The 22,839-nt window shown below is 66.1% G+C and carries 23 protein-coding genes; 7 read left to right on the top strand and 16 right to left on the bottom strand.

Annotated elements, in window-relative coordinates; genetic code table 11:
• The gene (locus ABQF30_RS06830) at positions 1-705 is read left to right on the top strand and encodes a dienelactone hydrolase family protein (RefSeq protein WP_448462022.1); all 705 of its coding nucleotides are present in this window, start codon (positions 1-3) and stop codon (positions 703-705) included.
• Here ABQF30_RS06830 and ABQF30_RS06825 read toward each other — a convergent pair.
• The 5 genes from ABQF30_RS06825 to rplS all read right to left on the bottom strand — a co-directional run bounded on the left by ABQF30_RS06825 (position 692) and on the right by rplS (position 4,289).
• A complete protein-coding gene (locus ABQF30_RS06825; protein ID WP_448462021.1) occupies positions 692-1,915 on the bottom strand; it encodes an amidohydrolase in 1,224 nt (407 codons plus the stop codon). The two genes, ABQF30_RS06830 and ABQF30_RS06825, sit on opposite strands and share 14 nt — an antisense overlap.
• A 9-nt stretch (positions 1,916-1,924) precedes the next feature.
• A complete protein-coding gene (locus tag ABQF30_RS06820) occupies positions 1,925-2,230 on the bottom strand; it encodes a DUF2469 domain-containing protein (RefSeq protein WP_003881082.1) in 306 nt (101 codons plus the stop codon).
• Between the two features lie 16 nt (positions 2,231-2,246).
• Complete coding sequence (locus ABQF30_RS06815) at positions 2,247-3,023, bottom strand: ribonuclease HII (protein WP_448463512.1); 777 nt, start codon at positions 3,021-3,023, stop codon at positions 2,247-2,249.
• A 23-nt stretch (positions 3,024-3,046) separates the two neighbouring features.
• Positions 3,047-3,880 carry a signal peptidase I gene (gene lepB / locus ABQF30_RS06810; protein ID WP_448462020.1) on the bottom strand — a complete coding sequence of 278 codons (834 nt, stop codon included), beginning with the start codon at positions 3,878-3,880 and terminating at the stop codon, positions 3,047-3,049.
• A gap of 67 nt (positions 3,881-3,947) precedes the next feature.
• The gene (gene rplS / locus ABQF30_RS06805; RefSeq protein ID WP_448462019.1) at positions 3,948-4,289 is read right to left on the bottom strand and encodes a 50S ribosomal protein L19; all 342 of its coding nucleotides are present in this window, start codon (positions 4,287-4,289) and stop codon (positions 3,948-3,950) included.
• 323 nt (positions 4,290-4,612) lie between these two features.
• On the opposite strand from rplS, the gene ABQF30_RS06800 reads away from it, so the two are divergent.
• Complete coding sequence (locus tag ABQF30_RS06800; RefSeq protein ID WP_448462018.1) at positions 4,613-5,557, top strand: serine hydrolase; 945 nt, start codon at positions 4,613-4,615, stop codon at positions 5,555-5,557.
• 79 nt (positions 5,558-5,636) lie between these two features.
• Here ABQF30_RS06800 and trmD read toward each other — a convergent pair whose 3' ends face one another.
• The 5 genes from trmD to ABQF30_RS06775 all read right to left on the bottom strand — a co-directional run bounded on the left by trmD (position 5,637) and on the right by ABQF30_RS06775 (position 8,182).
• Complete coding sequence (trmD, locus tag ABQF30_RS06795; RefSeq protein WP_448462017.1) at positions 5,637-6,314, bottom strand: tRNA (guanosine(37)-N1)-methyltransferase TrmD; 678 nt, start codon at positions 6,312-6,314, stop codon at positions 5,637-5,639.
• Positions 6,315-6,326: 12 nt separating this feature from the next.
• Positions 6,327-6,845: a ribosome maturation factor RimM gene (rimM, locus tag ABQF30_RS06790; RefSeq protein ID WP_448462016.1), complete on the bottom strand. Its 519-nt coding sequence runs from the start codon at positions 6,843-6,845 to the stop codon at positions 6,327-6,329.
• Positions 6,846-6,850: 5 nt separating this feature from the next.
• Positions 6,851-7,093: an RNA-binding protein gene (locus tag ABQF30_RS06785; RefSeq protein WP_024450383.1), complete on the bottom strand. Its 243-nt coding sequence runs from the start codon at positions 7,091-7,093 to the stop codon at positions 6,851-6,853.
• An 8-nt stretch (positions 7,094-7,101) separates the two neighbouring features.
• Positions 7,102-7,590 (bottom strand): 30S ribosomal protein S16, encoded by a 489-nt coding sequence (rpsP, locus tag ABQF30_RS06780; RefSeq protein WP_448462015.1) that lies wholly within the window; start codon positions 7,588-7,590, stop codon positions 7,102-7,104.
• Between the two features lie 172 nt (positions 7,591-7,762).
• A complete protein-coding gene (locus ABQF30_RS06775) occupies positions 7,763-8,182 on the bottom strand; it encodes a nuclear transport factor 2 family protein (protein WP_448462014.1) in 420 nt (139 codons plus the stop codon).
• A 32-nt stretch (positions 8,183-8,214) separates the two neighbouring features.
• On the opposite strand from ABQF30_RS06775, the gene ABQF30_RS06770 reads away from it, so the two are divergent.
• The 3 genes from ABQF30_RS06770 (at position 8,215) to ABQF30_RS06760 (ending at position 11,699) form a co-directional block, all read left to right on the top strand.
• Positions 8,215-9,090, top strand: coding sequence for a D-alanyl-D-alanine carboxypeptidase family protein (locus tag ABQF30_RS06770; RefSeq protein WP_448462013.1), 876 nt, complete (start codon positions 8,215-8,217; stop codon positions 9,088-9,090).
• A 68-nt stretch (positions 9,091-9,158) separates the two neighbouring features.
• A complete protein-coding gene (locus ABQF30_RS06765; RefSeq protein WP_448462012.1) occupies positions 9,159-9,974 on the top strand; it encodes a D-alanyl-D-alanine carboxypeptidase in 816 nt (271 codons plus the stop codon).
• 96 nt (positions 9,975-10,070) lie between these two features.
• Complete coding sequence (locus ABQF30_RS06760) at positions 10,071-11,699, top strand: diflavin oxidoreductase (RefSeq protein WP_448462011.1); 1,629 nt, start codon at positions 10,071-10,073, stop codon at positions 11,697-11,699.
• A gap of 74 nt (positions 11,700-11,773) precedes the next feature.
• Here ABQF30_RS06760 and ABQF30_RS06755 read toward each other — a convergent pair whose 3' ends face one another.
• The 6 genes from ABQF30_RS06755 to ftsY all read right to left on the bottom strand — a co-directional run bounded on the left by ABQF30_RS06755 (position 11,774) and on the right by ftsY (position 20,313).
• The gene (locus ABQF30_RS06755) at positions 11,774-12,835 is read right to left on the bottom strand and encodes a metal-dependent hydrolase family protein (RefSeq protein ID WP_448462010.1); all 1,062 of its coding nucleotides are present in this window, start codon (positions 12,833-12,835) and stop codon (positions 11,774-11,776) included.
• A 37-nt stretch (positions 12,836-12,872) separates the two neighbouring features.
• Positions 12,873-14,438: a signal recognition particle protein gene (gene ffh / locus ABQF30_RS06750; RefSeq protein WP_448462009.1), complete on the bottom strand. Its 1,566-nt coding sequence runs from the start codon at positions 14,436-14,438 to the stop codon at positions 12,873-12,875.
• A 68-nt stretch (positions 14,439-14,506) separates the two neighbouring features.
• Positions 14,507-16,984 carry a [protein-PII] uridylyltransferase gene (locus tag ABQF30_RS06745; RefSeq protein WP_448462008.1) on the bottom strand — a complete coding sequence of 826 codons (2,478 nt, stop codon included), beginning with the start codon at positions 16,982-16,984 and terminating at the stop codon, positions 14,507-14,509.
• An 83-nt stretch (positions 16,985-17,067) separates the two neighbouring features.
• Positions 17,068-17,406, bottom strand: a complete 339-nt coding sequence (locus ABQF30_RS06740; protein WP_003881099.1) for a P-II family nitrogen regulator — start codon at positions 17,404-17,406, stop codon at positions 17,068-17,070.
• 6 nt (positions 17,407-17,412) lie between these two features.
• Entirely contained in the window at positions 17,413-18,774 is a 1,362-nt protein-coding gene (locus tag ABQF30_RS06735) for an ammonium transporter (protein WP_448463510.1), read from the bottom strand.
• Between the two features lie 192 nt (positions 18,775-18,966).
• Entirely contained in the window at positions 18,967-20,313 is a 1,347-nt protein-coding gene (gene ftsY, locus ABQF30_RS06730; protein WP_448462007.1) for a signal recognition particle-docking protein FtsY, read from the bottom strand.
• A 363-nt stretch (positions 20,314-20,676) separates the two neighbouring features.
• Here ftsY and ABQF30_RS06725 point away from each other — a divergent pair, with 363 nt between their 5' ends.
• Positions 20,677-22,056, top strand: a complete 1,380-nt coding sequence (locus ABQF30_RS06725) for a PE-PPE domain-containing protein (protein WP_448462006.1) — start codon at positions 20,677-20,679, stop codon at positions 22,054-22,056.
• Between the two features lie 252 nt (positions 22,057-22,308).
• Complete coding sequence (locus ABQF30_RS06720; protein WP_448462005.1) at positions 22,309-22,839, top strand: hypothetical protein; 531 nt, start codon at positions 22,309-22,311, stop codon at positions 22,837-22,839.

Genomic DNA, 22,839 nt, shown 5'->3' with positions numbered 1-22,839 from the left:
GTGACGACGATCTCCCTCGCGACTCCGGCCGGTCCGATCGATGCGCTACTCGGTACTCCTGACGGCGCTGGACCATGGCCCGGTGTCGTGGTCATCCACGACGCGATCGGGTACGGCCCCGACAACGAGGCGATCTCCGAGCGGATCGCTGCCGCCGGCTATCTGGCGATCACCCCGGACCTGTATGCACGCGGCGGCCGGGCCCGGTGCATCACCAGGGTGTTCCGCGAACTACTGACCCAGCGTGGCCGGGCGCTCGACGACATCCTGGCCGCGCGCGAACACCTGCAGTCTCTGCCGCAATGCACCGGAAGGGTCGGCGTCGTCGGCTTCTGCATGGGCGGGCAGTTCGCACTCATCTTGGGGCCCAAGGGTTTCGCGGCGTCGGCGCCGTTCTACGGGACGCCACTCCCCCGTCATCTCGACGAGACGCTTGATACGTCCTGCCCAATCGTCGCGAGCTTCGGCCGCCGCGACCCCATGGGCATCGGCGCACCCGCCAAGTTGCGCAAAATCGTCCAGGCCAAGAGCATTCCGGCCGACATGAAGGTCTATCCCGACGCCGGACACAGCTTCGCCAATCAACTACCCGGCCAGCCGCTGCTGAGAGCCACCGGTTTCGGCTACAACGAGGCCGCCACCACCGACGCCTGGTCGCGGGTATTCGCATTCTTCGGCGAACATCTGCACGCTAAAGCCAACTGAGCGCCGCCACCACAAGTGCCTGCGTGCCGGTGTCCAGCGTCGGCTGAATCACCGGCGAGAATCCCGGCGAGTGATTCACCGGGATATCGGCGGCCACGCGACCCGCGTCGGCCGCCGCCCGGTAAACCTGTTCATCGATCCCACCGAATCCCCAGTACGTATACGGCACACCGAATGCCGCCGGAATGTCGCTGAAATCCTCACTGGCAGCTCCCCGCCCCATCGTCGACACCCGCGGACCGAAGAACTCGACGAATGCCGACTGCACCCGCTCGGTCACCTCTTGATCGTTGACCGTCAACGGAAAGCTATCGTACAACGCGAATTCGGGCTCCTTCGGCGAGTCCGAGGCCTGGCATTCGGCAACCACGACGCGCCGGATCGCGTCGAGCACGGCGGCCCGCACCGACGTGTCGAACGTGCGCAGATTGAGTTCGAGAACCGCGTGATCACCGATGACGTTGCTTTTCGTGCCGGAGTGGATACTCCCGACCGTCAACACCACGGTGTCCGTCGGGCTGACCTCGCGTGACACGATCGTCTGCAACCGGATGACGATCATGGCTGCGAGCACCACGGGATCGACGGTGGCCTGCGGCATCGAACCGTGACCGCCGCGGCCGTACACGGTGATGCGCATGCTGTCGGCCGCCGAGAGGCACGGTCCGCTCTGGACACCGACGGTTCCGGCGGGTGTCGGCATCACATGCTGGGCAAGCGCGACGTCGATCGGACCGATCAGGTCGGTGAGCCCGTCCTCGACCATCCCGCGGGCGCCGTCGCCCACTTCCTCGGCCGGCTGGAACAGAGCGATCACAGTCCCGCGCCAGTGTTGCGTTGCGCGGGCGAGCAATTCGGCCGCCCCCAACAGACACGTCACATGTACGTCATGGCCGCACGCGTGCATCACCCCGGTTTGGGTGCTTGCGTAGGGCAGGCCCGTCGTCTCACTTACCGGCAATGCGTCCATATCGGCACGCAACAACACGGTCGGCCCGTCACCGTTGCGCAGGATGCCGACTACACCGGTGCCGCCGATTCCGTCGTGTACTTCCAGGCCGGCCTCGGTCAGCCGAGACGCGATCAGGCCCGCGGTGCGATGCTCCTGATGCGAAAGCTCCGGATGCTCGTGCAGATCCCGGTAGAGCGGTTCCTGCCAGGCGCGCACCTCGGGCAAGCCCGCCAACACCGCGTCGACCCGGTCGCTCATGTCGGCCGCCTACTCCGGCAGCCGCAACTCGGGCTTCTCGACCTCTTCGATGTTCACGTCCTTGAACGTGATGACACGCACCTGCTTGACGAAGCGGGCCGGCCGATACATGTCCCACACCCAGGCGTCGGCCAACCGCAGCTCGAAATACACCTCACCCTCGGAGTTGCGCGGAATGAGTTCCACACTGTTCGCGAGGTAAAACCGGCGCTCGGTCTCCACGACGTAGCTGAACTGACCGACGATGTCCTTGTATTCGCGGTACAGCGAGAGCTCCATCTCGGTTTCATACTTCTCGAGATCCTCGGCGCTCATCTGCTCTGCTTCCTCATCACATTGTCTGCTCTTCGCACAACCAGTCAGTCTCCATCTTTGCGTACGGCCCATCGCGATGCCGTAGGAGTGCCGTAACCGACCGCACATCATCCGTCTCTGCGGCTCGCCGCACATCACCCGTCTCTGCGGCTCGCCGCACGTTCACATACGAGTAGCGATGCTGCGCACACGGACCCAACTCCGCCAACGCGGCGGTATGCCCCGGCGTGCTGTAGCCCTTGTGCTCGGCGAACCCATAGCCGGGATGCTCCTTCTCCATCTTGACCATCAGCCGGTCCCGACTGACCTTCGCCAACACGCTCGCCGCAGCGATGCACGCCGCGGCCGCATCGCCCCCGATCACCGGCAATGACGGTGCGGCCAGTCCCGGGACCCGGAATCCGTCGCACAGGACATAGCCGGGCCGCACCGACAACCCCGCCACCGCGCGGCGCATCCCCTCGATATTGGCGACGTGCACACCGCGGCGGTCTACCTCAGTCGACGGGATGAACACCACGTGATAGGCGACCGCGTAGCGACGGATCAGCGGGAACAGGCGTTCCCGCTCCTTCTCGCCCAGCTTCTTGGAATCGTCGAGCGCCGCCAGGCTCTCCAATCGATTCGGACCCAGCACGCAGGCTGCGACCACCAGCGGCCCGGCGCACGCACCCCGGCCAACCTCGTCGACACCCGCCACCGGTCCGAGACCGTTGCGATAGAGCGCAGACTCCAGGGTTCGCAGACCGGACGACTTCCGGATCACCGTTCGAGGCGGCCACGACATCCTCAGCTCGGAGGGCACGGGGGCTACTCCTAGGAGTTGGTCTGCGGATTCACGCTGCTGATACCACCCCATCGGGATGGTGGCCATGCGATGAATCGTGCCTTACCGATCACATTCTCCACCGGAACCGTGCCGGCCGTCGGGTCCCCCGTGCACAACAGACCCTTTTGTGCATCGGCGGGCAGATTGCTGCAGTGCACCCGGGAATCGGCCGAGTGGGTCCGGTTGTCCCCCATCACCCACACCCGGTCAGGCGGCACGGTGACTGGACCGAACTCATTGCCCAGGCACGGGTAGATCGCCGGATCGGCCATCATCGTGGTCGGATCCAGATATGGCTCGTTGAGGGGCTTACCGTTGACCGTGAGACCGGTGGCGGCGCGGCACTCAACAGTTTGTCCGCCTACCGCGATGATGCGTTTGACGAGGTCATTCTCGTCGGGCGGGACGAAGCCCACGAATGACAGCGCATTCTGCACCCACCGGATCGCGGTGTTGTCCGAGCGAATGGACTCATACCCGATGTTCCACGACGGCGGGCCCTTGAACACCACCACATCGCCGGGCTCCGGTTCGGAAAACCGGTAGGTGAGCTTGTCGACCATGATGCGATCGCCCACACAGCCGTTGCAGCCGTGCAGCGTCGGCTCCATGGATTCCGACGGAATCAGGTAGGGCCGCGCGACGAACGTCAACATCACGTAATACAGGACGACCGCAATGGTCACCAGGATTACGCCCTCGCGCAGTGCGGAGTGCTTACGCTTCGGGGGCTCGTCTTGTTCGTTGTCCGCCTGCGACGGCGGCTCGGTGTTGAGTGTGTCCTCCGACGACGCGTCGGCAGAGTCGGCGGATCCGGTCACGGGATCCACAGTAGCGAGCGTCGCGAACAGACTTGGGACGACGGCTGCACCATGCGCGGCGAAGCGCTCAGCGCTTTTCCTTGATCTTCGCCTTCTTGCCACGCAGTTCGCGCAGGTAGTAGAGCTTGGCGCGACGCACGTCACCACGGGTGACGACGTCGAGGTGATCGATGTTGGGCGAGTGCACCGGGAAGGTTCGCTCGACGCCCACGCCGTAGCTCTCCTTACGGACCGTGAAGGTCTCCCGGATGCCGCCACCCTGGCGACGGATCACGACGCCCTTGAAGACCTGGATGCGCTCCTTGGAGCCCTCGATCACCTTCACGTGCACGTTGACGGTGTCGCCGGGGCTGAAGGTCGGGATGTCGTCGCGCAGCGACGTCTGATCGACGAAGTCCAGCGTGTTCATCGGTGACACTTCCTTGTTGTTCGCGGCTCCGAACGGGTTGCACACAGGTGCGCAGCCGGAGCAATCTTTTCGGGTGTATCGGGTGCATCTCGCAGCGGGCGGGAGTTACCCGGCCCGGTCCTGCAACAGACAACTGCTCAATTGTGCCAGACGGGCCCCCATCCAGTGAAATCCGGCGACATTCGCGACGAGAGCGGCGCCTCCGATCACCCGAATTGCAGCGCGCGGCTAGCGGTGCCGACCGGACCGGTAACAGTTAGGCTGCACCTACCGGATGGGCGCTCATGTGCACATCGGGATTTCGTGACGGTTCGAGGAGGGCAATGCAACGGCGGCCGTCGAAGTTTATGTCGGCGACCGCAGCCAGTGTGATCGCAATGTTGGTCGCGACCGGCTGCGAGGCCCCCGTGTACGGCACATCCCCCGCTGCGCCCGACGCCCCGCAGCTCACCGTGGTCGCGCCGCAGGGCAGCATGGCCCCATTGCCCGAGGCCGCACCCGACGAGCCGGCCGCGACCTTCGACGGACTGCAGGAGCGGGCCACGCAGGCCACCGCGACCGCCGCCGACGCCGGAGCCGACATCACCGTGCTTGTGCTCGACCGCAACACCGGCCAACAGGTCTCCAACGGCAACGGGACAACCATCGCGATCGCCTCGGTGGTGAAGTTGTTCATCGCCGACGACCTGCTACTGCAGGAGGCCAAGGGCGAGACCGTCCTCAGCCCCGATGACCGCAAGTCGCTCGACGTGATGCTGCGGTCCTCCGACGACAGCGCGGCCGAAGTTTTCTGGAACCGCAGCGGCGGTACCTCCATCGTCACTCGCGTGGCAGCACGCTACGGCCTGGGCTCGACGCGGCCGCCGAACAACGGCAGGTGGTGGAACACCATCAGCACGGCGGCCGATCTCGTGCGCTACTACGACATGCTGATGAACGGCAGCGGTGGGCTTCCGCCAGAACAGGCCAACGTCATCTTGTCCAACCTCTCGCAATCCACCCCGGTAGCGATCGACGGAACCCAGCCGGGTGGCATTTACCCGCAACGGTTCGGCATCCCCGACGGTTTGTACGCCGAACCCGTCGCGGTCAAGCAGGGCTGGATGTGCTGCATCGGCTCGGACTGGATGCACCTGTCGACTGGGGTGATCGGCCCCGATCGTCGCTTCGTCATGGTGATCGGTTCGCTTCAGCCCACCAATTCCGACACGGCACGCACAACCATCACCGAGGCCGTCAAAACGATGTTCCCCGGCGGCCGGATCTAACTCACTTCCCTTCCGCGAGCAGACAGAGAATCGCGTTACCCGGCGCCCATTTGTGCGACTCTGCGTCTGCTCGGCGGAGTCAGTCCAGCAGATCGGGGCGACGTTCCCGGGTGCGCTGCAGGGACTGCTCGTGACGCCACGCCTGGACCTTCGCGTGGTTGCCCGACAACAGCACCTCGGGCACATCGAGCCCGCGCCAACTCGGCGGACGCGTGTAACTCGGCCCTTCCAGCAGGCCGTCGGAATGTGAATCCTGTTGATGCGACTCGGGATTGCCGAGCACTTCAGGCATCAGCCGGACCACGGCCTCGATCATCACCAGTGCCGCCGACTCACCTCCGGTGAGCACGTAGTCGCCGATCGACACTTCTTCCACCCGCATCCGCCGCGCCGCATCGTCGACGACCCGCTGGTCGATGCCTTCGTAACGCCCGCACGCGAACACCAGGTGCCGCTCAGTGCTCCAGCGTTGGGCAACGGCCTGGGTGAACGGCCGGCCGGCGGGCGTGGGAACTACCAGAAGTGTTTCGTCGGAACATAGTTCGTCAAGTGCCGCGCCCCACACCGGTGCCTTCATCACCATGCCGGGGCCGCCCCCGTAGGGGGAATCGTCGACAGAGCGGTGCACATCGTGGGTCCACGAACGCAGGTCGTGCACCTCCAGCGCGACGATTCCGGCGTCAATGGCCTTGCCGGGCAACGACTGCCGAATGGGATCCAGATAGGCGGGGAAGATCGTGACGACGTCAATGCGCACGGTGTCGCGCCCTCAGCTCAGGTCCAGCAGACCGTCGGGTGGATCGATGACGATCCCGGTGTCCCGGGACACCGATGTGACGATCGCGCTGACGAACGGCACCAGTACCTCACGACCGTCATCGTCGGCCTTCACCGCAAGCAGTTCACCGGCCGGGGTGTGAAGCACCTCGGTGACCGCGCCGACGGGCGTGCCATCGACGGTCGCCACGCGCAGGCCTTCGAGCTCATGGTCGTAGAACTCGTCGGGATCTTCGATCGCGGGAAGCTCTGCGGTATCCACCAGGAACAGCGTGCCGCGCAGCTCGTCGGCGGCGTTGCGGTCGGCGACACCGGCCAGCCGGATCAGCAGCCGACCGCTGTGTTCACGGACGGATTCGACGGTGAACGACCGCTCGCCGCCGCCCTTGGAGCGGCCGCGCAGCGTGCTACCCGCCGCGAACCGGGCGTCCGGATCGTCAGTGCGGACGTCGACGGCGATCTCACCGGTGACCCCGTGAGCTTTGACGACCCGCCCGACTACCAGGTCCATGGTCGCTATTGGTCGGTGTCCACCACGTCGACGCGGATGCCGCGCCCACCGATGCCCGCGACCAGGGTGCGCAGCGCGGTGGCGGTGCGGCCACCGCGGCCGATGACCTTACCGAGGTCGTCGGGGTGCACATGCACCTCGACGGTCCGTCCCCGGCGGTTGGTGACCAAGTCGACGCGCACGTCGTCAGGGTTGTCCACGATGCCGCGGACCAGGTGCTCGACGGCGTCGACCACGACAGAACTCACTGCGGTGCTCAGCTCTCGCTTGCCGCGTCGGCTGCGGTCTCGCCGCTGGCCGGGGTCTCGGCAGGAGCCTCAGCAGCGGCCTCGTCCTTGGCCGCATCTTTCTTGGCCGGCGCCTTCTTCTTCTTGGGCGTGGTGGCCTCGGCGGTCGCGCCGCTCTCAGCCTCGGCGAGCGCGGCGTTGAACAGGTCCAGCTTGGACGGCTTGGGCTCCTTGACCTTCAGCGTGCCCTCGGCGCCCGGCAGACCCTTGAACTTCTGCCAGTCACCGGTGATCTTCAGCAGAGCCAGCACCGGTTCGGTGGGCTGGGCGCCGACGCCGAGCCAGTACTGGGCGCGCTCCGAATCGATCTGGATCAGGCTCGGCTCTTCCTTGGGGTGGTAGCGGCCGATGACCTCGATGGAGCGGCCGTCGCGGCGGGTGCGCGAGTCGGCGACAGCGATGCGGTACTGGGGATTGCGGATCTTGCCAAGCCGGGTGAGCTTGATTTTGACAGCCATGGTTAAGCAACTTCTCCTGTGATGTCACGCTGCAATTCAGCGATGCGGGCGGACTTGCCCGATCCGGTTTTGCCTCGCGTGTATGACCGACGCGCAGCGCATCGAACGAGTCGCGCGGCGGACAGCCGTTCATTGTGCCAGAGCAGGTGGTGCACCCCAAAATTGCGGGTTCTCAGATCACCCGGTCGAAGCATTTCGTCTCGACGCGCCGGGTCATACGCCAGCCGTCGGCCGTACGCACGAACTCGTCCTCGTACCAGAGTCCGCAGAACAACACCTGCTCCGCGTCGCCGCCGAGCACCATCGGGTTGAAACAGATCGTGCGCGACGAGGCGGTGTCGCCGGTGATCCGCACGTCGAAATTTCCGAGCATGTGGGCGTAGGCCGGGAAATTCGGCAGCACCTCCGAAAGCCACGCCTTGACCTCCGGGTAACGGCCGTCGATGCCACCCATCGCCCGGTAGTCGATGTAGGCGTCGCCGGTGAAGACCGCGTCGAGGTCGTCGAACTGCCGCCGATCGATTGCCGTGGAGTAGTCGACGAGGAGTTGCTGAATCTCCAGTCGGTCCGAAATCTCAGCCAGGCTCAACATGTCTCGATTCAACACGATTAGGCTGGCCCGCCATGGGGAGGTTCGTCTGTGCGCTGGTAGTCGTGTTCGCCGCCTTGACCACTGTCTCGGTTCCCATCGCCAGAGCCGACATAGAAGTGCAGCAGATCGGCTCTGCACCCATCCCGGACGGTCCCGCTCAGGGGTGGGTTGTGGCCGACATGGACACCGGGCAAGTGCTGGCGGCCCGCAACGAGAACACCCGCTATGCACCCGCGAGCACGATCAAGGCGCTGCTGGCCCACGTGGTGCTCGACGAGATACCGCTGGATGCCACGATCGTCGCCGACGAGGCCGATACCCGAGTCGAATGCAACTGCGCCGGTGTCGCACCCGGCCAGACCTATACCGCGCGTCAGCTTCTTGAGGCCGCACTGCTGGCCTCCGGCAACGACGCCGCCAACACGTTGGCGCGGATGCTCGGTGGCACCGAGACAGCGGTGGCCAAGATGAACGCCAAGGCCGCATCGCTGGGCGCCTTGGGCACCAACGTCGTGACGCCGTCCGGACTGGACGCTCCGGGAATGCCGTTCTGGTCCACTCCGCATGACCTGGCGGTGATTTTCCGTGCCGCGATGGCCAATCCGGTCTTCGCCCAGATCACGAGCATGCCTTCGACGGTGTTCCCGTCCAAGACCGGCGACCGCGTGCTGGTCAACCAGGATGAGCTGCTGCACCGCTATCCGGGCGCCATCGGCGGAAAGACGGGCTTCACCGACATCGCCCGCAAGACCTTCGTCGGCGCCGCGCAGCGTGACGGCCGCCGGTTGGTGATCGCGATGATGTACGGGCTGGTCAAAGAAGGCGGGCCGACGTACTGGGACCAGGCCGCCACCCTGCTGGACTGGGGCTTCGCCCAGGAGCGTTCGGCCAGCATCGGGGCACTCTGACGCGTCGAAACCGTACAGACACCTGATCGCGCGCTGAAAGAGTCCTGAGCTCCGTAGCCTCGGCGCTCGTGCGAAGACTGTTCGCGGCGGCCGTGCTCGCCCTCGGCACGATGGTGCCGGCGCCCGCTGTGAGCGCACAGCCCAATGTGGAACCGGCTGGCGCGCAGGCGATCGCCGACGGTCCTGCGAAGGCGTGGTTGGTCGCCGATCTGGACAGCGGCCGAGTGCTGGCCGCCAAGGACCCCACCGGCGCTTATGCCCCCGCGAGCACGATCAAGCCACTGCTCGCCATGGTCGTGCTCGACAACCTCAGGCCCGACAACTTCGCGCGAGCCAACCAGTCCCACACCAAGGTCGAGTGCTCGTGCGTCGGCCTCGCCCAAGGCCGGCCCTACACGACTCGCCAACTGCTCGAGGCGCTGCTCATGGTGTCTGGCAACGACGCCGCGAACATGCTGGCCGACATGCTGGGTGGGCAGCGCGCCACGGTCGCGGCGATGAATCGCAAGGCCGCAGGTGTCGGCGCCCGGAACACGCGCGCTTCCTCCCCCTCGGGTCTCGACGGGCCGGGGTGGGAGTCGGTCACCACACCGCACGACCTGGCCGTCATCTACCGGGCGGCGTTGAAGTATCCGCTGATCGCGCACATCATGCGACAGCCCTCGGCGCAGTTTCCCGGCAAGACCATCACCAACCAGAACGAGCTTCTCACCCGGTATCCCGGCACCATCGCCGGCAAGACCGGGTACACGAACCTCGCCCGGAATACCTACGTCGCTGCCGCCCAGCGCGGTAACCGTCGGTTGGTCGTCGTCCAGATGTACGGAGACGGCGACCTTTACGGTCAGGCGATGAGATTGTTCGACTTCGGCTTCGGTCAGTGACACCGGGGCCCAAAGGGAGGGCCCCGCAACCGGTCACTCCAAAGTAAGGTCACCCTAATTCAGCGCCGGTCGTGCGCGCGATTTGAGGGGAGCCATGTGACCGACCAACGCGAGTTCTCGCTGATCGTCGCCTTCGGCACCGATATGGGCAACGCCGAAGACGCCGCCATGACGTTCGCCGAGGCAGCCTCCGAAGCGCTCGGTATCGACGCCGAAGCGCGCGAACTCAATCAGATCGAAGTGGTGGAGCTGCAGCAGACGACACACTTCATCGTGATCACGTCGACATTCGGCGAGGGTGAGTTCCCCGACAACGCCGCGTTGTTCTGGGAGGCGATCAGCGCCGATACCGACCGGCTCGATCACATGAGCTTCGCGGTGCTCGCGCTCGGCGACAGCTCCTACGAATTGTTCTGCCACGCAGGCAAACTCCTCGACGAGCGGCTCGAGGAGTTGGGCGCCATCCGGTTGCTGGAGCGTGTCGACGTCGACGGCTTCTATGAACAACCCGCCAAGGCGTGGACCACCGACCTGGTCAAGGTTTTGGCGGCCGAGCATGCCGGCCCGGCGACGGCTGCGGCTGCGGTTGTACCCGTCGCCTCCGAACGCAGTGAGCAACCAACCCGAGAGCGCCATCACCCCGTCGAGGCCCGACTGGCCGTCAACCGACTGCTCAACGCACCCGAATCCGACAAGGAGGTGCGCCACTACGAGGTGGACCTCACCGGTTGCGGAATCGCCTATCACGCAGGCGATTCCATCGCGGTGCACGCAACCAACGACCCCGCGCTCGTCCACGCGATCCTCGCCCATTTCGGGGTGGGGCCGGACCACGTGGTGGCCGATCACGACGCACCACTCGGCGTGCTGCTGGCCGAACACCTCGAGATCCGCACACCCTCCCGGGCGCTCCAGACACTGGTGGCCGACCGCACCCGCGATGAGCGGGCCGCCGCCGCGCTCACCGAAGGCGCTACCCAGGGCGGTGCGGCAGCTGGCTCGTGGGCGTACGGCAAGGACGTGCTCGACCTGGTCAGGCTGGCGGAGCTCACTATCGACGAGGTCGTCGACACGTTGCGTCCGTTGCAGTTCCGCGATTACTCGATCGCGTCAAGCCCGGCAGTGCATCCCGACCACGTCCACCTCACGGTCGCGAGCGTGCGCTACGCCCATGGCGAGCGCCGTCACGGTGGCGTGGCCTCGACGTTCCTGGCGGACCGTTGCGAGACGGTGATGGTGCACCTTCGCCCGAACCAGCACTTCCGGCTGCCTGCCGCCGACGTTCCGATCATCATGATCGGCCCGGGCACCGGCATCGCGCCGTTCCGCGCGTTCCTGCAGGAGCGGCAGGCCGGAGGGGCACCGGGACGGTCTTGGCTGTTCTTCGGGGACCGCCGTCGGACCACCGACTTCCTCTACGGCGACGAGCTCGAGGGGTTCGCCGAATCCGGCACGCTGACACGCCTGGACCTGGCCTTCTCGCGTGACCAAGACGCGAAAGTGTATGTGCAGCAGCGGATGTTGGAGAACGCGGACGAGTTCTTCGGCTGGCTGCAGGACGGCGCGCACGTGTACGTGTGCGGTGACGCCGACCGGATGGCCAAAGATGTCGATGCGACGTTGCACGACATCGTCGCCCGCTGCGGCGGGATGGACGCCGACGCCGCGCATGCCTACGTCAACGACCTCATCAAGAATCACCGCTACGTCCGCGACGTGTACTAGAGGTTGCGCGAGCAGACGCAAACTCGCACATTTCGGGCCTGAAATGTGCGAGTTTGTGTCTGCTCGCCGATGATTCAGAACACGCGGCCGCGCAGAATCACCAGGTCCGGGTGGTTCACGCCGACCTCGCGTGGGTCATCGGCGAAGCACAACAGATCGGCCGGCGCTCCGTGTTCCAGCGCGGGCCGCCCCAGCCAGCTGCGGGCATCCCAACTCGCCGCGCCCAACGCAGCCGTCGGGCTCAGGCCCACCCGCTTGAGGGCGTCGATCTCGTCGCCGATCCGGCCGTGGGCGACCATCCCGCCCGCGTCGGTGCCGGCGAAAATCGGCACCCCGGCCTCATATGCGGCTCCGACCCGGCGGTGGCAAGACGCATAGAGGTCCCGCATGTGGGCGGCGTACGTCGGGTATTTGGTGGCCGCCGCGGCGATGCCCGGGAAGTTCTCGATGTTGATCAGCGTCGGCACCAGCGCGGTGCCGTGTTCGACCATCAGCTCGATGGTGTCGTCGGTGAGCCCGGTGCCGTGCTCGATGCAGTCGATGCCGGCATTGATCAGGCCCGGCAAGGCGTCTTCGCCGAAGACGTGCGCAGTCACGCGGGCGCCGTTGGCGTGTGCGGCGTCGATGGCGGCCTTCAGGATGTCGTCGGACCACAACGGTGCGAGATCCCCGATACTGCGGTCGATCCAGTCGCCGACGAGCTTGACCCAGCCGTCACCGAAGCGGGCCTGTTCGGCGACGGCGTCGGGCAGTTGCGACTCGTCCTCGATGTCGATCGGCAGGCCAGGTGTGTAGCGCTTTGGCCGGGCCAGATGCCGGCCCGCACGGATGATCCGTGGCAGGTCCTCACGGGCGTCGAAACTGCGGGTGTCCACCGGCGAGCCCGCGTCGCGCAACAGCAGCGCACCGGCGTCACGTTCGGTCTCGGCCTGTCCGACGGCCTCATCCAGGGTGACGGCCCCACCGGGACCCAGCCCGACGTGACAGTGCGCGTCGACCAGGCCCGGGATGATCCAGCCCCCGTCGAATATCGTCTGCGCATCGCCGGCCGGCTCGGCCGACAGGCTGTCATTGACAATCCACCACTGCACCGGCTCGCCGTCCGGCAACCCCCGGCCACGAACGTGCAGTGTCATCTGCTCTTCGCGCGAGCGCTCATCGCCGCCATCTGCTCTAGTTCTGACCCGGGAACTTCAGCTTCGACAGGTCGAAATCGGCCAGGCCGGGCGGCAATTCGTCGAGCCCCTTCGGCATGTTGGACAGGTCCGGGAAACCGGCAGGCATGCCGGGCGCAGCCAACGGGTTGCGCGCCTTCGGCGGCGTGGGGCCCCGGCCTTTCTTGCCCTTCTGCTTGTTCTTGCCCTTGGCGGCCTTGCGGGTCGCGCTCTTGCGCCCGAGTCCCATGCCCATCTGCCCGGCCATCGACGACATCATCTTGCGAGCCTCGAAGAACCGGTCGACCAGCTGATTGACCTCCGACACGGTGACCCCGGAACCGTTGGCGATCCGCAACCGGCGCGAGGCGTTGATCATCTTCGGGTCGGACCGCTCAGCAGGCGTCATACCGCGGATGATCGCCTGCACGCGGTCCAATTGCTTGTCGTCGACCGCGGCCAGCGCGTCCTTCATCTGGCCGGCGCCTGGCAGCATGCCCAGCAGGTTGCCGATCGGGCCCATCTTGCGGATCGCCAGCATCTGCTCGAGGAAGTCCTCCAGGGTCAGCTCGCCGGAGCCGATCTTGGCCGCGGCCTCCTCGGCCTTCTGCTGATCGAAAACCTGCTCGGCCTGCTCGATCAGGGTGAGCACATCGCCCATGCCCAGGATTCGGCTGGCCATCCGGTCGGGATGGAAGACGTCGAAGTCTTCGAGCTTCTCGCCGGCCGACGCGAACAGGATCGGCACGCCGGTGACCTCGCGGACCGACAGGGCCGCACCGCCGCGGGCGTCACCGTCAAGCTTGGTGAGCACGACGCCGGTGAATCCGACCCCCTCACGGAACGCCTCGGCGGTGGCGACCGCGTCCTGGCCGATCATCGCGTCCAATACGAACAGGGTTTCGTCGGGCTGCACGGCGTCGCGGATCCCCGCGGCCTGCGCCATCAGTACATCGTCGATGCCGAGCCGGCCCGCGGTGTCGACCACCACGACGTCGTAGTGCTTGGCCTTGGCTTCTGCCAGACCGGCGGCGGCGACCGCGACGGGGTCGCCCGGACCGGAACCCTCGGTCTCGGCGGATCCGGGCGCAGTGCCCGGGTGCGGGGCGAAGACCGCGACCCCGGCACGCTCACCGACGATCTGCAGCTGACTGACTGCGCCGGGCCGCTGCAGGTCGCACGCCACGAGGAGAGGGGTGTGCCCTTGTCCCTTAAGCCATTTCGCCAACTTGCCGGCCAGCGTGGTCTTACCGGCACCTTGCAGGCCGGCCAGCATGATCACGGTGGGCGGGGTCTTGGCGTACGCGAGATTGCGGGTCTCACCGCCGAGGATGCCGATCAGCTCGTCGTTGACGATCTTGACCACCTGCTGAGCCGGGTTCAGGGCCGCGGACACCTCAGCGCCCTTGGCCCGATCCTTGATGCGGGCCACGAAGGCACGCACCACCGGCAGCGAGACGTCCGCCTCAAGCAGCGCCAACCGGATCTCACGCGTCGTGGCGTCGATATCGGCATCGGTCAACCGACCCTTGCCACGCAGGCCCTGCAGGGCACCGGTCAACCGGTCAGACAGGCTTTCAAACACGACGTAAGCCTAACGGTCCGCTGATGGTGCGGTGGTCAGCCCGCCTCCTGCCGGGAATTGTCCGGCCATCAGCTGGCCTGCTCCGCGGGTTTGACGGGCGGCGGCGTGGGCAGCACGGCGTACAGATCGCGCCGCAACTCGTCACGCACGTCGCTCTGGCGCGCATCACCGGAGGTCGTGATACAGAACACGTCCACCACCGATGACCCGAGCGTGGTGACCTTGGCCCAAGCGACGTCCACGCCGTCGCGTTCGAACACCGCGGTCAACCGGGCCAGTAGTCCAGCCCGGTCGATGGTGCGGATCTGCACGATCATCTCTCCCGGCGCACTGCCGTCGGACCACAGGATGCGCGGTGGCGCCGGGACGTGGTTGACCGGTACCGCCGCGAGAATCTCCCCGGCTCGGGCGGTCGGGTACTTCGCGGCCTCATCCTCGCGTCGCTCCAGCGTGCTGATCACATCGAGCTCGCCGTCCAGCGCAAGGATGAACTGCTGGCGCAGCAGTTCGGCGGCCGGTGGCGTACCGAAATGGGGGGACACCACGAACGTGTTGATCGCCGACCCCTGGTGGCTGTTCACCGATGCCGAATGCACGCGCAGTGAGTTCAGCGCCAGCACACCGGCGGCTTTGGACAGCAGGCCGCGCCGGTCCTCGGCGATCATCGTGACGTTGTAAATATGCGGGCCGTCGCCCTGGGTCAGCTCGACGTGGACTCCGACCTCGGCGGCCAGCGCGAGGAACCGCGGTTCGATCGGATCGGGCTGGGGCAGCGGCTCCCCTGCCATGACGAGTCGGCAGCGGCGCACCAGGTCGCCGATCAGGGAGGCCTTCCAGTCACCCCATACCCCGGGACCGGTGGCCAGCGAGTCGGCTTCGGCGAGTACGTCGAGCAGCTCCAGCAGCACCATGTCTCCACCGAGCGCATCGGCTACCGCGTCAATGGTCTTGGGGTCCTGCAGATCTCGCCGGGTCGCCGTCTCGGGCAACAACAGGTGGTAGCGCACCATCTTGGACAGCGTGTCGATGTCCGACGGCCACAGGCCGAGCCGGGTGCCGATCTGGTTGGCCAGCTCCGCCCCGATGACGCTGTGATCGCCACCGCGGCCCTTGCCGATGTCATGGCACAGTGACCCCAGCAGAAGCAGGTCGGGCCGCGACACTTTGGTGGTGAAAGCGCTTGCCCGCGAAACTGTTTCGACGAGGTGCCGATCGACTGTCCAGATATGGACGACGTCGCGGGGCGGCAGGTCGCGCACCGCACCCCATTCGGGAAAGAGCCGGCCCCACAGACCGGTACGGTCGAGCGCCTCGATGGTGGCGACCGCGGCCGGGCCGGCCGCCAACAGCACCAGCAGGTCCTTGAGCGCCTGGCGGGGCCACGGGGTCCGCAGTTCCGGCGCGTTCTCGGCCAGGCGGCTCAACGTCGACACGGCCATCGGCAACCCGGTGCTCGCCGAGGCCGCCGCAACCCGCAGGATCAGCCCGGGGTCGCGTTCTGGGCGGGCGTCTCTGGCCAGGATCACCTCACCGGCGAATTCGATGACACCCTCATCCAGTGGCCGGCGCACGGGGCGACGTAGTGCCGCAAACCCGCGGCGCGGCAAGGCATTCGCCGCAGTACGGATGCCCGAGTCGACGTAGTAACTCACCGTGCGGGCCGCGTCGGACAGCATGCGGGCCAGGTCGAACCGGTCTCCGATGCGCAGCGCCGCACCGATCTCGTCGGCATGCTGGGCCAGCAGCAGATCGCGGCCGCGGCCGGAAGCGCGGTGCAATTCGGTGCGCACGTCGAGCAGCGCGAGGTGTGCGCCCCCCAGCGTGCCGGTGGGCGACGCCAGCGCCCGGCTCGGATAGACGTCGGCGAGTTGGGCGATCGCCAGTGCGTTGAGAAGTTGAACATCGCGCAGGCCACCGCGGCCGGATTTCAGGTCAGGCTCCGCCCGATGCGCGATCTGACCGCTGCGCTGCCAGCGTGCCTGTGCATGTTCGACGAGTTCGTCGAACCGAGAAGCGATCCCGATGCGCCACTGCCGGCGCGCACCACCGACCAGAAGCGCCGACAGATCGGCATCCCCGGCGATATGCCGCACCTCGAGCATCGCCAGACCCACCGCGACGTCGTCGCCGGCCACCTGAAGTGCCTCGGGCACGGTTCGCACGCTGTGGTCGATGCGGATGTTGGCGTCCCACAACGGGTACCACAGCTTCTCCGCAACCTCGCTGACCACATCGGCAGGCATGTTGTCGTGCAACAGCATCAGATCCAGGTCGGAGTACGGCAGCATCTCGCCGCGCCCCAGCCCCCCGGTGGCGACGATGGCGAAACCGCTGGTGGCCGTCACGCCGATCTCGGTCGCCTTTGTGGTGAGCCAGAATTCGTGCAGATCGAGCAGAGCGTCGCGCAGCGCTGCGGAATCCAGTTGACGAGAACCGCCGGAAAGTAACTGTCGGGTCGCCGCCGTCAGATCGGTCGCGGGCCGCGACGAGCTCACCGGAGCCTCCCGACGGGAGGCTCCGGTGCTCGGTGGGTTCTGCTCTGTCATTTCGACTCCTCCCCCGGCCAATTACCTACAAACGCTCACACGGTGTTCGGCCGGGAGACGACGTCTCGACTGACTGACTTCGACTACAGGGCGTCGGCGCCCCGCTCCCCCGTGCGAACGCGGACGACGGTGTCGACGGGGCTCACCCACACCTTGCCGTCGCCGATCTTGCCGGTGCGTGCGGCCTGCACGATGACATCGACGACCTTGTCCACCGCGGAGTCGTCGACGACGACCTCAACCCGAACCTTGGGCACGAAGTCGACCGAGTACTCAGCGCCGCGGTACACCTCGGTGTGGCCCTTCTGGCGACCGTAACCTTGCACCTCGCTGACGGTCATCCCGAGAATGCCCGTCTGCTCCAGACCGGTCTTGACGTCTTCCAACGTGAACGGCTTGACGATCGCAGTTATGAGCTTCATATTCCTTTATTCCTCCCCGCCGTGACGACCGAGTACCGAGCTGCTGCCGACTGCCGCGAAGTCGTAACCGCTCTCCGCATGTTCGGCTTCATCAGCACCCCTGGCCTCATCTTCGTCGCTAAGCCGCAGGCCAACCGTGTATTTCACGATCAGAGCCAAGATAGCGGTACCGATGGCGCTGTAGAGCAGAACCGCGCCGGCCCCGACGGCCTGTCGCCACAGTTGGTCGACTCCGCCGCCGTAGAACAGGCCGGCGACGCCGGCACCGGTCTCGGGTGCGGCCACGAGACCGATCAGCAGGGTTCCGACCAAACCGCCGACCAGGTGGACACCCACCACGTCGAGCGAGTCATCGTATCCCAGTTTGTATTTCAGCCCGACCGCGAGCGCACACAACACACCGGCACAGATACCGATCACCAGCGCGCCGAGCACATTGACCGAGGAGCACGACGGCGTGATGGCCACCAGGCCGGCCACGATGCCCGACGCCGCGCCCAGCGAGGTGGCCTTGCCGTCCCGGATGCGCTCGGTGAGCAGCCACGCCAGCATTGCCGCTGCGGTGGCGATCGTGGTGGTCACGAATGTCGATCCGGCCAGGCCGCCCGATGCGGTCGCCGAACCGGCGTTGAACCCGTACCAGCCGAACCAGAGGAGGCCTGCGCCCAGCATCACGAACGGCAGATTGTGCGGCCGCATCGGCGATCCCGGCCAGCCGCGACGCTTACCCAAGATGACGGCGAGCACGAGACCGGCGATACCGGCGTTGATGTGCACCGCGGTGCCACCGGCGAAGTCGATGGCTGCCAGCTTGTTGGCGATCCAGCCACCCGTCTCGGCGGTACCGCCGTCGAACGAGAACACCCAGTGCGCCACCGGGAAGTAGACGACGGTGACCCACAGCGCCACGAACAGCAGCCAGCCGCCGAACTTGATGCGATCGGCGACGGCACCCGAGATCAGCGCCACGGTGATGATCGCGAACATCAACTGGAACGCGACGAAGACCGTCGCCGGGAAGGTGAAGACGAGCGGGATGTTGACTGCTTCGGCCGCCTCCACACCGGTGGCCGGATCGGCGATCACCTCGGCCGCGGCATTGCCGCCGATGAGCCCCTTGAGGCCGAAGAACTGCGTCGGATCACCGAACAGGTTCCCCACATCGTTGCCGAACGCCATCGAGTAGCCGTACAGCACCCACAGCACTGTCACGACGCCCATGGCGCTGATGCTCATCATGATCATGTTGAGCACGCTCTTGGCTCGAACCATGCCGCCGTAGAAGAACGCCAGGCCGGGTGTCATCAAGAGCACCAGGGCGGCGCTGATGAGCATCCACGCCGTATCACCGGTGTCCGGGATACCCATCGTCGGGAATTGGTCCACTCGCAGTTTCCTCCTTCACCACGCCACCGCCGCAAGGTTTTACGACCGTTGACCTGGTTCATGACAATGCTGAGTGGATGTTTCGGCTAAGACGCCAATGCGTTTCGCTCGTGTGAACGGATAGCCGGGCTGCGTTTCGCCGGTGTTACACCGCGCGTTTTTGGCGCGCTCGGGTCAGCCGAGCAGTGCGTCGACGAAAGCTCCTGGCTCGAAGGGCGCGAGATCGTCGGGGCCCTCGCCGAGTCCGACGAGCTTGACCGGGACGCCGAGTTCCTGCTGGACGCGGAACACGATGCCGCCTTTGGCGGTGCCGTCGAGCTTGGTCAGCACCACACCGGTGATGTCGACGACTTCAGCGAACACCTTGGCCTGCGGCAAGCTGTTCTGGCCGATGGTCGCATCGAGCACCAGCAGCACCTCGTCGACCGTGGCACGTTTCTCCACCACCCGCTTGACCTTGCCGAGTTCGTCCATCAGCCCGGTCTTGGTGTGCAGGCGGCCGGCGGTGTCGATGACGACGACGTCAGCGCCGACGCTGATGCCTTCGTCCACGGCGTCGAACGCCACCGACGCCGGATCGGCGCCCTCGGCTCCGCGCACCACGTCGGCACCGACGCGGGCCGCCCACGTCTGGAGCTGGTCAGCGGCCGCGGCGCGGAACGTGTCGGCGGCACCCAGCACCACACGACGGCCATCGGCGACGAGAACCCGCGCCAGTTTTCCGACGGTGGTGGTCTTACCCGTGCCGTTCACACCGACCACGAGCAGCACCGACGGCTTGTCGGCATGCGGTAGCGCCTTGATCGAGCGGTCCAGGTCCGGCCGCAATTCCGACATCAGCACTTCCCGCAACACCGCGCGGGCGTCGGCCTCGGAGCGCACGCCTTTAGTGGCCATCTTCTCGCGCAGCGCGGCGACGACGGACTCGGTGACCACCGGTCCGAGGTCGGCGATCAGCAGCGTGTCCTCGACGGCCTCCCAGGAGTCCTCGTCGAGATCGCCACCGCCGAGTAGGCCCAGCATGCTACGGCCAAGGGCGTTCTGGGACTTGGAGAGCCGGCCGCGCAGCCGATCCAGCCGACCCTCCGCGGGTGCGATCTCCTCGATACCGGGGGCCGCCGGTGGTTCGGGTTCGGCGGGGGCCTCCGGTTCGGCAGGCGCCTCGGGTGGGGCCGGAGCCGCCGGCACGTCCGGCGCGACGGGCTCGACAGTGGGTTCGGGCAACTGCACATCCGCGATGGGCCGTTTGGGTGCATCACGCGGGATGGTGGCGTCGTCACCGACAGTAGGCAGGCCGCTGGTGTCGATGCGCTCGATGGTCGGCGTCGACGACTGGCTGAACGTGATCCCCGATGACGCCGTATACCCGCCGGAACGGTCGATCGAAGCAGGCTTGTCGGATTGGGACAGGCTGATCCGCCGACGGCGGTAGCGCATCAGCCCGAGGACCAGCGCGACGATGAGCAGAACTGCGACGACCGCTATCGCGATCCATAGACCTATCAGGGCACCTTCAGACACGACGCCATTGTCTCAGGGGTAACGCCCGCCGCCGACCGGCCCCGCAGCCGGCGCACCTTCGGCAATTTGCCCGAAACTCCGGTACAGAGATGTACCGGCAGGTATTTTGCCGAGTAGCACACTTCCGCGCCCCACGCGACAGGTAGCCGTGGACAATCGTTCACGGCGTTGCTGGCGTCGCCACCGACCACATTTCTTCAACTCTCCAACTAGGCGTTTAGCGATTTTCTGATCAAAATTGTGAAATCGCTCACATTGCTGGCTTCTTTGGTCAACGATCCAAAAAGGTCGGGGATGGCCTGGGCCGCAGTCGGGGTGCGGGACCTTCCTCTGGAAATTTGCGAAGGAAGGATTCGCCTGCACATGCACGCGCTTCGGAGTTTTGGGGTTGCCCTGGCGGCCTTGGCCGGCACGGTCGTGGTGGCGGTGGCGTCGACGATGACGACGCTCGTCACACTGGCGACGACGGCGCTCATCATGGGCGGCACCGGTATGAAAGTGGTGGGCGGCCCGCACCAATGGGGTTCGGGGACCTACCTGGACCAGGTGAACGACACCTACCTGGACCTGGATCCGGCAGCTCTGCAGTGGGTGGCGACGCCCGAGCACTTCTGGCCGGCCACGGGGCTCACCGATGTCAGCTTCGACACCTCGGTGATGCGGGGTGTGCTGGCTCTGGACGGGGCGATCAGGGCAACGCCGGGGTCCAAAATCGTCGTCGGATACTCACAGAGCGCGAACATCGCGACCAGAGAGAAACGTCATCTCGAAGAGCTGCGGGCGAACGGCACTGTGGGCGTGCCGCTTCCAGACGAACTGTCCTTCGTGTTCATTGCCAATCCCAACCGTCCGAACGGCGGGATCCTGGCCAGGTTCGAGGGACTGTACATCCCGATCCTGGGTGTGAGCTTCGACGGGGCGACACCCGACGACGGCTATCCGGCGATCGACGTGGCCCGCCAATACGATCTGGTCGCCGACTTCCCGAAGTACCCACTCAATCTGCTGGCCGATCTCAACGCCCTGATGGGCTACTTCTACCTGCATCCGAACTACGGATCAGCGGTCGTCGACCTCACCGATCCATCCACCTACCAGTCCCACACCGCAGGCAATACCACGTATTACCTGGTACACACCGAAAACCTGCCACTGCTGCAACCGTTGCGCGACATCGGGTTTCCCGAACCTGCGCTGGATCTCGTCGAACCCGCGCTGCGGGTGATGATCGAACTCGCGTATGACCGCACCCCCGAGAACATGGGCGTTCCGACGCGCGCAGGCCTCCTGCCCGACATCGACGCCGACAAGCTCGCGTCGGATTTGACGGCCGCGCTGCGCCAGGGCGTGCACGACACACTCGACGGCCTCGGCATCGATACAACCCGGCCGTCGCGGCAGGTGGAGACGGCTGCCGGCACATCGAACAGGCACATCACCGCCAAAACCCCTTCAGCGGAGGCGGATCCCGACACGGCGCGGCCGGCGCCGTCCATCGATACCCGCGACACCGATACAGAAGCCTCTGCCACGAAACCACCGGCCGTCACGAGCCCCGAGCCCGACGAGCCCGATGACGCAAGCACGCCTGCGTCGCAGGCTCCCGATCGCACGAAATCCGCAGGCGTCCAACCTCAACCGCGCCATAGGCACCGCCCGGACCGTCCCGGCGTCGCCCGGGAATCCCAACCCTCGCCCGAACCCGCTGACAGCGACGGCGACGGGCGGGCCCGGGAAGACTAGGACACGGCACGATATTCGAGTAGTCCACTACGCATGCGCACCCCGCGGTCCCGGCGTGATCATTTCTCTACCGGGGCCGACAATCCGCCGGCAGGCAACTCTCAACAGAACGAACACCAGGCACGGGGCAGAGCCATGACCACGCAATCACAACCCGTCAGCACGACACCGCGTAGATACCGCACGTGGCGCCGTAATACCGATGTCGCGATCGAGAAACCCACAGCGCATGACACGATGTCGGTGGCCAAAATGACCATGTTCGGCACCATCGCGGCAGCGATCATCGCGGCTGTTCCCGCCACCCTCATCGCGGTGAATCAAGACAGCGATGACGCGGAGACCGTACCTTTCAGCTTGGTTCAGAGCTCTGACCTCGGTTCCGTAGACAACGTGACACTCAGTGATTCCCGCACCGCAGTCGCTCTCTCGGGCTCGGCGAACCCCTTCGTCGACGCCGTGGGGGTGGTCATCTTCGAACCGACGACAAAGAAACCGATCTCTACGGAGATCACGGATGTCTCCGATGGCAAATGGAGCTTGGTCGCCATCAGCGACCTTCAGATCCCGGAGCCATTCGGCATCATGGCGGCGTACAAGGAGCGGACTGCCACCGCCAGCGGTATTACGAAGGCGTCCGGCCTCACGTTCCGGCTGGTCCCACCGCCGTCACCAGCGCCACCGCCGCCCGGGCCGCAAGATGGCTGCAGTACGCAATCCATCGAGAACTGCTTCACCGGCCCCGGCTGGGGAGCGCCGTCGATCTACCGGTCGGAATCGTAG

The organism is Mycolicibacterium sp. XJ870 (genome assembly GCF_053483975.1).
The sequence above is the reverse complement of the archived record's forward strand: the minus strand, read 5'-3'. Positions and strand labels throughout refer to the sequence as shown.